The sequence below is a fragment of the uncultured Hymenobacter sp. genome (genome assembly GCF_964242765.1).
Taxonomy (GTDB): Bacteria; Bacteroidota; Bacteroidia; order Cytophagales; family Hymenobacteraceae; genus Hymenobacter.
In genome coordinates, this window is sequence record NZ_CAXTBM010000071.1 from 15,268 (window position 1) to 26,284 (window position 11,017).

The following is an 11,017-nucleotide window of genomic DNA, read 5'->3' on the forward strand; positions in this document are numbered from 1 at the left end:
TCGGCGACCGTGCTCGTCGCGGCCCCGGTGGGTTCGGTGGCGGTGAGCGTCGCGAAGGCGGCTTCGGTGGCAACCGTGGTGGCAGCAGCTATGGCGGTGGTTACAAAGGAGGCAACCGTGAAGGCGGTAGCAGCTATGGCAGCCGTGAAGGCGGCTTCGGTGGCAACCGCGGCGGTAGCAGCTACGGCGGCGGCAACCGTGGTGGTGGTAGCTACGGCGGCAGCCGCGGCGGTAGCAGCAGCTACGGTGGCGGTTACAAAGGCAAGCGCGACAACGCCGGCGAATAACTCTCTCAGCTTAAGCTAGATTATTTCGGTTACAAGAAAAGAGCCACCTCATTGAGGTGGCTCTTTTCTTGTAACCGAAATAATCTGAAAAGATGCAGTTCTATTTGGAAGCGTCACGCAGGGCTTTGATTTCGTCGTGACCTTGCTGGATGCCTTGATATTGCTTTTCGATGATGGTCTTGAGCTGGCCTGGTAGCTCAGCTTTCAAAGCTGTTTGATAGGCTTTCACGGCGTAATCCTCGCCACGCTCACACTCGTTAAGGATGCTTTCGCGGCTTTTGCTGGTTACAGCGGCTTTCAAGTTGATGAAAGCGCGGTGAATGGTGCCAGTGATAGAGCTTTCTTCTTCTGCCTTCAGGTTGAGTTGGTGCATTTGGTCTTCCAACTCGGTGAGGTAACCGTCGCGCTGCACGGCGTACTTCTTGAACACCTCTTTCAAGTCTTGGTCTTCTACGTCCGTGAGGGCTTCGGAGTAGCCTTTTTCGCCATCTTTCAGGGTTTCGAGTAGTTCGTTGAGGACGGCTTGGGTTGCTTTAGCTTCCATGAGAAGTAATGTTAGGTAAGGTGGTTGTGCCTTACTTTACTGCGAAAGCTAGTGTAGGGTTGCAAGAGGATACCTAGTCAAACAGCGGGCTCGGCATTCCAACCATCCAAGTATTTCAAATTACGATCGGGCTTTTCACCGCCCCCATAGCGCGGCCAGCCAAATACCCAGTGGTCCACGCGGCTTGGAAGTTGAAGCCACCGGTGATGCCGTCAATATCTAGTACTTCGCCGGCAAAGTACAGACCGGGCACCCGCCGACTTTCCATGGTTTTCATGTTGATTTCGCCGAGCATCACGCCCCCACAAGTCACGAATTCGTCTTTGTAGGTGGTTTTGCCCCGGACAGGAAGCGCCGTATTAAGCAACGCTTCGATGAGTCGGTTCTGGGGTTTGGCCGGTAACTCGTTCCAGCGCACCTCGTCGGTAACGCCGGCTTGCTCCGCGAGAGTACGCCACAAGCGTTGGGGCAGTCCAAAGAGCGGATTAGAAGCCACCACTTTCTTGCCGTGCTGCTCCCGAAACTCGCGCAGATAGTGCCGCAACGAGTCTTCAGTATACGCTGGTATCCAGTTGATAAGGGCCGTGCTTTGGTAGCCTAGCTCGTGCAGGCGGCGGGCCCCCCAAGCCGACAGCTTAAGCACTGCCGGCCCACTCACGCCCCAATGCGTCACCAGTACCGGGCCTTCGTATTCCAGCTTTTCGCCGGCCACGCGCACCCGCACATGCGGCACACTCACGCCGGGCAGCTCCCGCAACGGCGACTCGGGTACGTTGAACGTAAACAGGCTCGGTACGGGCTCTTGAATGGTGTGCCCCAAGTCTCGCAACCAAGCGTACTGCTCCGACTTAGGGGCGCCACCGGTTGCAATCAGCAGCTTCTCAACGGTCATCGTGCTGGCATGAGCCCCGACGAGCTGCAACTGAAATCCCCCCTCTGGTAGCGGCTCAATCGTTGAGGGCGCAGTTTGAGTGAGGATGCGTACCCCGGCTTTGCGGGCAGCATCAAGCAGGCATTGGGCAACGGTTTCCGAAGAATCAGTGACGGGAAACATGCGGCCGTCGGGTTCGGTTTTGAGGCGCACGCCCCGGCTTTCGAACCAGCGGATGGTGGCTTGCGCATCAAACTGCCGAAACGGCTCTTTGAGTTGCTTGGCACCGCGCGGATAGTGCAGCACGAGCTGCGCTGGCGTATCGGCGGCGTGGGTCACGTTGCAGCGTCCGCCGCCGGAAATCCGCACTTTGCTTAACAGCTTGCTGGTCTTTTCAATCAGGTAAACGGTCAGGTCAGGGTTGGCCTCGGCACAGGCAATGGCCCCGAAAAAGCCTGCCGCCCCACCCCCTAATACAGCTACCGAAGTGTTCATTTCCTTCACAAGTATAAAGATACAACCGATGTAGCATCGATTTTTGCCTATGCCGGCTTGGTGCAGTAAGTGCTAGTTGAGAGCAACAACTAGCTAGAGCCACAGGCGCAAGCTGGTCTCCCACAAACTTCAAACAATGTTCTCCCAAGCTTTGTGCCACAGGAATGCGCTTCTTGTCTTATGAATGAGGTATTACCTAAGTCGCGCCTGAGTTGCTAGTGGCTTACGGGCATAAGTTGGAGCGGATGCAGTACTAGCAGTATTCCAGGGCAGCCATCAAATCGTCGTGGCGGAAGCGGTAGTCGGTGGTTTGGCGGAGCAGCGTGGTATCGATGGTTTTACCGCTGGCGTTGGTGGATTCGTTGCTGAAGGTAGGCGCTTCGAGGCCCAGATGAGCGGCCGCGGTGGGGTAAAAGTCGCGGCGGGTGGGGTGATGGGCGGCACAGGCGTTGAAGGTGTAGCCCCATACTTTCTCTTGAATGATGTAACGCAACAAGCCCACGCAGTCGTCGAGGTGAATCAGGTTAACGGGCGCGCTGCCTTGTTTCAACTCGTGCCGGCCTGCCAAAAAACGGCCGGGAGGCCGTTCGGGACCAATCAGGCCGCCGAGGCGCACAACCGTCGTGAGCCACTGCCCCCGCCGGGGGGTGAATTGCCCTTCGGCCCGGAGCAAGTCGGAAGACGCATCGGGCGAGGAAAGGGCGTCGGCTTCGCGCATCGTGCGGGGCTCGTCGGGGTACACGCCCGTCGAGCTTACAAACAGCACGTGGCGCACACCGGCCGCCGCTACGGCGGCGCCCACGGGTCGTAGCAGCGCCGGATAGGCGCCGGCTGCCGCAGCGCGGGGTGGCACGTTCAGGATCAGCACGTCGGCTTCGTGTAGCATAGCGTGCAGCGAGTCGGCGTCCGTTTGGCTGAACTCGGGACCCAAGCGCAGCAGGTAAGGCCGGATACCGGCGTCGCGGAGCGTGAGCAGCTGCGCGGGCGTAGTGGTGGAGCCATTTACGGTGTACCCATCAGCTACGAGAGCTTGCGCCAGAGGTAGCCCTAGCCAGCCACAGCCCAAAATGGCAATGGTTGAAGTGGAGGAAGAAGATGCGGAAGAGTTTGTTGTCATGCGAGGTAAAGGTGATGAAATTTCTTGCGTCTCCTAAAAGCCATCATAGCCGATCATCAAGCGGCACTGTCACGAACGGCTATGTTAGGAGTTTTTTTGAACTTGCTCGCCTTCTAATATCTTGAAAATCAAATTATACAAGGAGAGTCGGGTTCAGATGTTATTTTATTGGTTGCAAACCACCACATTGCCAGCCGCACTCTAGCAGCACTCCCACTAAGTACACCGCTGCTTATCGTCGCCGTGGCTGTTCTGGAAGAGCGGTGAACGGCTACCACGGCAACCGCTATTACTGTAATTAGCAGTTTATTTGAGTTACGAAAACGGTAATTGCTTTCAGTGATTGGACTGATCGGTGCCTGGTTTTCGCTTTTTTACTTCCCACCCATTTCTTCTTTATGTCTGCTCCCTACGCCCAACCCATGCTCCGCGACAATGCACTCCAAGGTAAAACCATCGTCGTGACGGGCGGCGGAACGGGCCTTGGGCGCGCCATGACCACGTACTTTATGCAGCTCGGCGCCAATGTGGTCATCAGCAGCCGCAAGCTGGATGTGCTGGAAAAAACCGCCGAAGAACTGCGTCAGCAAACTAACGGGAGCATTCTGGCCGTGCAGTGCGACGTGCGCAAATACAACGAAGTGGAAGCGTTGCTGCAAAAGACCATCGACACCTTCGGCGGGGCCGACGTGCTGCTCAACAACGCGGCCGGCAACTTCATTAGCCCCACGGAACGGCTTTCGCACAAAGCCTTTGATGTGATTGTCGATATTGTGCTGCGCGGCTCTTATAACTGTACGCTGGCTTTCGGAAAGCGCTGGATTGCCGACCAAAAGCCGGGTACCGTCCTCAACATCGTGACAACCTACGCCTCCGTCGGCTCGGCGTACGTGGTGCCCTCGGCCGCGGCCAAAGCAGGCGTGCTGGCCATGACCCGGTCGTTGGCCGTGGAGTGGGCCAAGTACGGCATCCGCTCGAACGCCATTGCCCCCGGCCCATTCCCAACCGAAGGGGCGTGGAGCCGGCTGTTCCCTGAGCCCCTCGCCAAAAAGCTGGACCCCGCTGCTAGCGTCCCCCTCAAACGCGTCGGCGACCATCAGGAACTAGCGAACCTGGCCGCCTACATGGTATCGGATTTCGCGGCCTATATGAACGGCGAAGTCGTGACCCTCGACGGGGGGGAGTGGCTGAACGGTGCCGGCGAGTTCAACAAGCTCGAAGCCATTCCGGCGCCGATGTGGGATGAGATTGAGAAGGCCATGCGCCGCTAGCCCCGAATTAAACGGATTTCGTAGACGATGCCTGGTTACATCTCGATTTTGCTTCAACAACCAAAAAAGCCTCGCTATAGCGAGGCTTTTTTGGTTGTTGGCAATCGTCCAGAAATCCGATTAATCCGTGATTATAGCTTATACTCCGGGAAGTCCTTGCTGAACTCCGCTGGCGGAATGGGTTGATTGGGAATGATGTTGCTGAACTCGAATTGTTCGAACAGCCCTTTGTCGTCGTGAACCCGCACGAGGACGGGCAGCATCAGCTTCTGATCGACGCAGACGAGGGTGCGGCGGCCATAGCTGTTGGGAACTTGCAGCACCTTGCCAACTGGTATGGCGGAGCCGGGGCTGATGCCGTTGCGCTCCATCACGCGGTATTCGCCGCAGCCAAATTTGTCGGCAATGCGGGCCGGTGTGTCGCCGGCTACGGTTGTGTAGGATACGTAGCGAAATTGCGGATACTCTGAACGAAGGACATAGCACGGCCGGCCGGCCACAACCGAGTCGCCGGTGTAGCGGAAGCTGCGCTCGAAGCTATGGTCGCGGCGCTGACTGGAGCCGTGGATGAGGTCGGAGATGGTGCCGAAACCGGCGTCGAGGGCGCTGTGGTGCTGATTGCGGCGCATAATAGAGCCGTTGGGGTCGAGGCTTAGCGTCACGTAAGGAAAGCTGTTGGGGTACACCCAGGCGTCGCCGTCGTTCTGGCCTTCCACCCACAAAACTTCCAAACCTTTAATATTTTTGAGGTACACCCGGTGCGGATTGAAGGTCATCTTCATGGCCGTGCGGGCCGGTTGGTACTTGCCGCTGCTCAGGCGTTCCTGCGCCCGGACATTGCAGCGCAGCGTTTTCAAGTTCACGATGGAACTAGTAAGACTGGTCATCAACTGTTCGGTGGTGATGCGGTCGGCGGGAGCTGTGGTGGGGGCGAGAGCAGCTCCTAAAGCCACTGCCACCAAGGGCAAAAAGATTAAAAGCCGAAAAAAACGCGTCATAGAAAGGTAATCGTAAACAAAACTAAGCCAATGGCCCGCCATACATAAACCGGGCCGGACAAAGGAGTGGTGAAGCAGTGAACAGATGCGTGGCAAGTTTAGGGTTCTGCTTGCGCTGTTTGAGCGCCGAGCTGGTCACCTTAGCAGTCATCTTAATTTAAACTGATGGGAGGAAAGCGGGAACTGACACTATCGAAGATGAATAACTCCTTGATCTGCACGTTGATGAAGAAAGGGTAAAGCGGAAATTTCTGTACTACGAGTTGAATAGCCGCTTTATCCGAGCCGTTCATCGTTATCCAGCCTTGGGTGCGGTCGGCGCTGATGGCATAGGCTTCCACGACATTTTCCTCGATGAGTTGGTTGATGAACATGCGGTGACGAGGAATAAGGGCTACAAAGTCGTCGGTGAAAACCACGGGCAGTTGAATCGTAACCATGAACTTCGCCATAAGCAAGGGCTTAAGAGCCAACTAACGCCCGCCGGAGTCACAAAGTTGACTCACAAGCAGAGAGCAGGACAACTTTTTCCATTATCTGGCAGAATAAGAAGGAGCAACTCAACGGCTGGCTGCTTAGCCGGCGAGCTTGTTGGCTGCCCGTTACTTTTTGTTTTCTCGTTTTATGCACTTCACGGTTATCACGCCGACCTACAACCGCTGCCAGTTTCTGCCCGAAGCCGTGGCCAGCGTCCGAGCCACCGTTACGGCCCCGCTCGACATTCAGTACGAGCACTTTATCTTGGAAAATGCCAGCACCGACGACACCGCCGGCTGGTTGCGCACCGCGGCCCAAAAGGGCGGTCCGCTTCGGGTTATTAGTCAGGCCACCAAGCTCCAGCCTGGTCCAGCTCGCAACATCCTTATCCGCGAAACGCCCGCTGACTCCTGGCTGGTTCCCCTTGACGACGACGACCTGCTGCTTCAGCGCTGCCTCTACCACTACGGCAGCTTAATTGAGCGCCATCCCGGTCAGCCTTGGTTTGTGGCCGACTTTCTGCGCGTGGACGAAGAACGTCGCTACCTGCCGAGCGAAGACTATTATGCCTGGCGCTTCGATTCGGCCGCTGACATGCTCAAGGCCATTTTTAAAGCCGAGCACTTCATCCAGGGCAACGTTTGCTACGCCCGCAGTTTGTTCGAGAAAGTGGGCGGCTACGACGAGGAAATCGAAATGGCCGAAGACTTGGACCTGTACGTGCGCTTCCTACTGGCGGGCCATTTGCCCATTCTGTCGCCCCATATCAGCCACCTGCACCGCTTCCACACCAGCAACGTCAGCATCGGCGTAGACGCCGACAAGCACGGTGCCGACCTGCGCGTGATTTACGACAAGTACGCCGACCAGCTCAAGGCGCTAGGCGTGGAGCAGCCGGGATAAGACTAGAAGTAAACAGTTGTCCTTCCGACGCAGGGGGAATCTGGGTGAAGTCGTTGAGCAGCCTCACCCAGATTCCTTTTGCGTCGGAAGGACAACTGTTTACTTCACCTCCACGCCGCCTTTGAGCACCAGCTTCACTTGTCGCAATGCGCCCACGTCCTGCGTAGGGTCGCCAGTAACGGCTACTAGGTCAGCGAGGAAACCGGGCTGGATGCGGCCCCGGTCGGGGAGCTGAAAGATGCGGGCATTGCCGCTGGTGAAGCCGCGCAGTACCTCCAGCGGCGTGAAGCCATATTCGCGGGCTAATAACTCGGCTTCGCGCACGTTGTCGCCGTGGGTGAACACGCCTACGTCGCCGCCAACGGCTAGCGCCACCCCGCTTTGGTGGGCCAGTTTCACACTTTCCTTCTTCTGGCGAATACGCTCGGGCTCCGGGTCCTGGCCTTTGCGGTAGCCGCGGTACAGCAAAATAGCGTCGCCGGCAGCTACGGTGGGGCACAGGGCCACGCCGCGCTGCTTCATCAGTTTGAATACTTCCGCGGTGCCGCCGTCGCCGTGCTCGATGGTTTGGACGCCGGCCAGGGTGGCGCGGCGCATCCCTTCGGGCGTGCTGGCATGGGCTACTACGGGCCGGCCGGCGCTGTTGGCGGTTTTCACGATTAGGTTGAGCTCGTCCTGCGTGAAAGTGGGGCGGCTCGGCTCGTTGGCACCCCAGCGGTAGTCGGCGTAGACTTTGATGATGTCGGCACCTTTGCCGATTTGTTCGCGCACGGCCCGGATGATGCCATCCACACCGTCGGCTTCCTGGGCGCCTTGGGGCACATCCACATCCACGGAAAGCTTGGGGCCGTAGCTGCCCGTAGCCACTAAGGCGCGGGTAGCCACCAGCAGACGCGGGCCAGGAATGAGGCCTTGCTCAATGGCCTGTTTCAATCCCACATCAGCGTAGCCGGCGCCTTCCGTGCCTAGGTCGCGGGCCGTGGTGATGCCGGCGGCGAGCGTAGCGCGGGCGTGGGCCGTGGCGCGCGCCACTCGTAGCGCTTCCGATTCTAGCAGCACTTGGTCGTTCCAGGGCGTTTCGTTGTAGGGATGCAGCAGCAGATGGGAGTGGCCTTCAATCATTCCCGGCATCAAAGTGAGGCCAGGCAATTCGAGCGTGCGGGCTCCGGCTGGCGCGGTTACTTGCGCGGCCGGCCCCACGGCCCGAATTCGATCATTCTCCACCAGCACAACCCAACCAGGGTGCAGCGTTTCGCCGTCGAATACGGCGGCGGGGCGGAGCAAAAGCAGCACCGTGGCCGAGGTGAGAGGATGGGCTGTCAGGGGTAAGGTGACCAGTAGCAAGAACGCGCAGGCAAAGAGTTTTCGAATCAAAGGGAAGTCCACTAAAAGATGGGTAAGCTCCTAAAGTTAGGGCTGTCGTTTCAAATCATACGATATACCCAGTTGCGCATCCCACACAAACAGCCATTGACCATCGAATCGGAAGTTTGCATCCTCGACCGGTACATTGGGTAGCAGCGCCCGAGGATGAAAAAGAGCTTCCAAATTGAAGCGGCCACCGCCGAGCTGCTTGTACGTCAAGCCAGACCATAATCCAAGACCAAGCCTTAACTCGTCGGTCCGTTCCTTGGCACCCAGCAGGTACAGTCCGGCGCTAGGGCCTAGTGTCGCTTCAAGGTGAGGAGCTACCATCAACCGGCCCGCCAGAAACCCTTGCAACGAGTACAGTGAATTGTTGTACTCAGTGATGACTCGGTCGTTCTCTCCCGGAGGCCTGCTGATAATCTCTTGAAAAGGCTGGCGGTTGCGGGCCGCTTGTATCGTTACGCCGCTTATGCCGTGCTTCCCGACCGGAAATATAGTGTGCAGTCCTGAAGTTGGCGCGCCGGTGAACGATTTCTCCCCTACGCGTACGTAACCGCCTGTGAGCATCAACTTCTGACTGAAGGCCGGTGTCAGGGTTCCCAGTAAGATGAAAGCTAGCGTACCTATTCTTTTCATATAGAAGGCTTTAAATAAAACCAAGAGTCACTCACAGGAGCGGCTCTTGGTTTATAAGGCTGCAATTTGTAGTAGCTAGCCGGCTTTGGCCGTGCTTGGCTGGCGCTTGATTTTCACCTTCTTCACTTTCTTATCCGGTTCCGGCTTGGCATCGCTCGGATTGTTTACCAAGGTCATTTCGTTTACTAAGTGCTTGGCCCCAGCAAACTTATCAATCACGAACAGCAGGTAGCGCACGTCGAGCGTGATGTTGCGAACCCGGTCGGGGTCGAACATGATGTCGGACATGGTGCCTTCCCAGTTGCGGTCGAAGTTGATGCCGATTAGCTCGCCACGGCCATTGATGACGGGCGAGCCGGAATTGCCGCCCGTGGTGTGGTTGGTGGCAATAAAGGCAACGGGCACGCTGCCTTTGTAGGCGTAGGGGCCGTAATCCTTGGCTTGGTAAAGTTCGGCAAGACGGGCGGGTACCTCAAATTCCGGATTGGTTGGGTCGGCCTTCTCCATGATGCCGTCGAGGGTGGTGTAGAAGTCGTACTTCGTGCCGTCGGCGGGGGCGTAGGGCTGCACTTGGCCGTAGGCAACGCGCAGGGTGGAATTGGCATCGGGGTAGAACTTGCGCTCGGGCTGTTGCTGGCGCAAACCGGCCATATACGTGCGCTGGAGCAGCGCAATGTTGTCGGTGGCGGCGGTGTAAGTGGGCAGAATAGTCGTGCGGTAGTTGCTGATAACGGCCGCCGCTAATTGGGCCGCTGGGTCGTCGAGCAGGGCGCGGGCGTTGCCTTTGGCTACTTCATTAAGCACGATTTGGGCGCTTTCATTGGAAGTCAGGCGCGACTTGCCGTAGAGCTGCGTCACGTAGGCGTTCCAGCCGTTGGGGCCTGGGTATTGCCTGAACAGGCCCTTGACGTAGGCCGGCAGCAGGGCTGCGGGCGTGCCGGTGGCGAAAAGGGGCAGCAAAGCGGCGGCTACTTTCTGGTCGGTGGGGGCGTTGTAGTTGCGGAAGAAGTTGGCGGTGCCGCCCCGGGCCTTGTCGGCGGCCGTGGCCAGTTCAGCGGCCGACACTTTTTTCTCAACCAATTCGGCCAGCGGGAGCAAGCTATTGGCATAAGCTATGAGCTCGATACCTAGCGCGGCTTCGGTTACATAGTCGCGGGCCAGGGTGTAGTCGCGCGCGGCGGTGTAGCTGCGCTGCATTTGGGGCAGGAGCGAGCCATAGGCCGCTTTGCGGGCCTCGTCGCCGCTGTTGGCCCACTGCTGGAATACCACTTCCTGCTGTTGCTTGCGGGTTACGGCATCCAGCTTTTTCAGGCCCCGGTTTTCGCCGATCCACTTTTTCCAGTAGTTGGCAATGCTGGCGTACTTGGCTGCATATTGAATCCGCACCTTGTCGGAAGCCTGCATATCGGTAGCTAGTGTCTTCAACTTCGCGTCGCGCACCTTGATTTTGGCCGGGTTCGACACGGAGTAGGTTTCTTCTACGCCCCAACTCGTTAGGTACTCGTTGGTGCGGCCCGGGAAACCGAAAACCAACGTGAAGTCGCCGGGCTGCACGCCCGCCAGCGAAATAGGCAGGTGGTGGCGGGGCTTGAAGGGTACGTTGTCTTTGGAATACGGGGCGGGCTTGTTGTCGGGGCCCGCGTAGATGCGGAACACGCTGAAGTCGCCGGTGTGGCGGGGCCAAGCCCAGTTGTCGGTGTCGCCGCCAAATTTGCCGATGCTGCTCGGCGGTGCGCCCACCAGCCGGACATCCTGAAACACTTCCGTCAGAAACAGGTAATATTCATTGCCATTGTAGAACGGCCGGATAAACGCCTGATAATGCGTGCCCTGCACGGCAGCCTGCGCTACGCGCTGGATGTTGGCCTGCACCATCTGCTCCCGGTCGGTTTCCTGTACATTGGCGGTCGGAACGTTGGCCAGCACTTGGCTGGTCACATCTTCCATTTTGACGATGAAGGTTGCCGTGAGGCCCGGATTAGGCAATTCCTGCTCCCGGTTCATGGCCCAGTAGCCCGTGGTGACGTAGTCGTTCTCGACGGCAGAGTGC

General features: G+C 57.9%; 10 protein-coding genes. 2 read left to right on the forward strand and 8 right to left on the reverse strand.

Annotated features, from left to right (window positions below; translation table 11 throughout):
• Positions 1 to 387 precede the first annotated feature (387 nt).
• From ACFE7X_RS21390 to ACFE7X_RS21400, 3 genes are all read right to left on the reverse strand, one after another.
• Positions 388 to 831 (reverse strand): PA2169 family four-helix-bundle protein, encoded by a 444-nt coding sequence (locus tag ACFE7X_RS21390; protein WP_375437725.1) that lies wholly within the window; start codon positions 829 to 831, stop codon positions 388 to 390.
• Between the two features lie 115 nt (positions 832 to 946).
• Positions 947 to 2,197, reverse strand: coding sequence for an NAD(P)/FAD-dependent oxidoreductase (locus ACFE7X_RS21395; RefSeq protein WP_375437726.1), 1,251 nt, complete (start codon positions 2,195 to 2,197; stop codon positions 947 to 949).
• A 253-nt stretch (positions 2,198 to 2,450) separates the two neighbouring features.
• Positions 2,451 to 3,314: an SDR family NAD(P)-dependent oxidoreductase gene (locus ACFE7X_RS21400; RefSeq protein WP_375437727.1), complete on the reverse strand. Its 864-nt coding sequence runs from the start codon at positions 3,312 to 3,314 to the stop codon at positions 2,451 to 2,453.
• Positions 3,315 to 3,712: 398 nt separating this feature from the next.
• Here ACFE7X_RS21400 and ACFE7X_RS21405 point away from each other — a divergent pair, with 398 nt between their 5' ends.
• Positions 3,713 to 4,585, forward strand: a complete 873-nt coding sequence (locus ACFE7X_RS21405) for an SDR family oxidoreductase (RefSeq protein WP_375437728.1) — start codon at positions 3,713 to 3,715, stop codon at positions 4,583 to 4,585.
• Between the two features lie 131 nt (positions 4,586 to 4,716).
• Here ACFE7X_RS21405 and ACFE7X_RS21410 read toward each other — a convergent pair whose 3' ends face one another.
• Together ACFE7X_RS21410 and ACFE7X_RS21415 are read right to left on the reverse strand one after the other, a co-directional pair.
• Entirely contained in the window at positions 4,717 to 5,583 is an 867-nt protein-coding gene (locus ACFE7X_RS21410; RefSeq protein WP_375437729.1) for a DUF1571 domain-containing protein, read from the reverse strand.
• A gap of 152 nt (positions 5,584 to 5,735) precedes the next feature.
• Positions 5,736 to 6,035, reverse strand: a complete 300-nt coding sequence (locus ACFE7X_RS21415) for a hypothetical protein (protein WP_375437730.1) — start codon at positions 6,033 to 6,035, stop codon at positions 5,736 to 5,738.
• Positions 6,036 to 6,207: 172 nt separating this feature from the next.
• Between ACFE7X_RS21415 and ACFE7X_RS21420 the strand changes: the two genes are divergently transcribed.
• Positions 6,208 to 6,963 (forward strand): glycosyltransferase family 2 protein, encoded by a 756-nt coding sequence (locus ACFE7X_RS21420; RefSeq protein WP_375437731.1) that lies wholly within the window; start codon positions 6,208 to 6,210, stop codon positions 6,961 to 6,963.
• Between the two features lie 99 nt (positions 6,964 to 7,062).
• Here the strand turns inward: ACFE7X_RS21420 and ACFE7X_RS21425 are convergent, their stop codons facing one another.
• From ACFE7X_RS21425 to ACFE7X_RS21435, 3 genes are all read right to left on the reverse strand, one after another.
• Positions 7,063 to 8,337, reverse strand: a complete 1,275-nt coding sequence (locus tag ACFE7X_RS21425) for an amidohydrolase family protein (protein WP_375437732.1) — start codon at positions 8,335 to 8,337, stop codon at positions 7,063 to 7,065.
• Between the two features lie 36 nt (positions 8,338 to 8,373).
• The gene (locus tag ACFE7X_RS21430; RefSeq protein WP_375437733.1) at positions 8,374 to 8,967 is read right to left on the reverse strand and encodes a hypothetical protein; all 594 of its coding nucleotides are present in this window, start codon (positions 8,965 to 8,967) and stop codon (positions 8,374 to 8,376) included.
• Between the two features lie 75 nt (positions 8,968 to 9,042).
• Positions 9,043 to 11,017, reverse strand: a 1,975-nt coding sequence (locus ACFE7X_RS21435) for a S46 family peptidase (RefSeq protein ID WP_375437734.1), incomplete at its 5' end; no start/stop codon positions are given.

Coding starts and splice junctions, on each gene's coding strand:
- ACFE7X_RS21390 (WP_375437725.1), bottom strand. CDS start 831: ATGGAAGCTAAAGCAACCCAAGCCGTCCTCAACGAACTACTCGAAACC.
- ACFE7X_RS21400 (WP_375437727.1), bottom strand. CDS start 3,314: ATGACAACAAACTCTTCCGCATCTTCTTCCTCCACTTCAACCATTGCC.
- ACFE7X_RS21410 (WP_375437729.1), bottom strand. CDS start 5,583: ATGACGCGTTTTTTTCGGCTTTTAATCTTTTTGCCCTTGGTGGCAGTG.
- ACFE7X_RS21420 (WP_375437731.1), top strand. CDS start 6,208: ATGCACTTCACGGTTATCACGCCGACCTACAACCGCTGCCAGTTTCTG.
- ACFE7X_RS21405 (WP_375437728.1), top strand. CDS start 3,713: ATGTCTGCTCCCTACGCCCAACCCATGCTCCGCGACAATGCACTCCAA.
- ACFE7X_RS21395 (WP_375437726.1), bottom strand. CDS start 2,197: ATGAACACTTCGGTAGCTGTATTAGGGGGTGGGGCGGCAGGCTTTTTC.
- ACFE7X_RS21430 (WP_375437733.1), bottom strand. CDS start 8,967: ATGAAAAGAATAGGTACGCTAGCTTTCATCTTACTGGGAACCCTGACA.
- ACFE7X_RS21415 (WP_375437730.1), bottom strand. CDS start 6,035: ATGGCGAAGTTCATGGTTACGATTCAACTGCCCGTGGTTTTCACCGAC.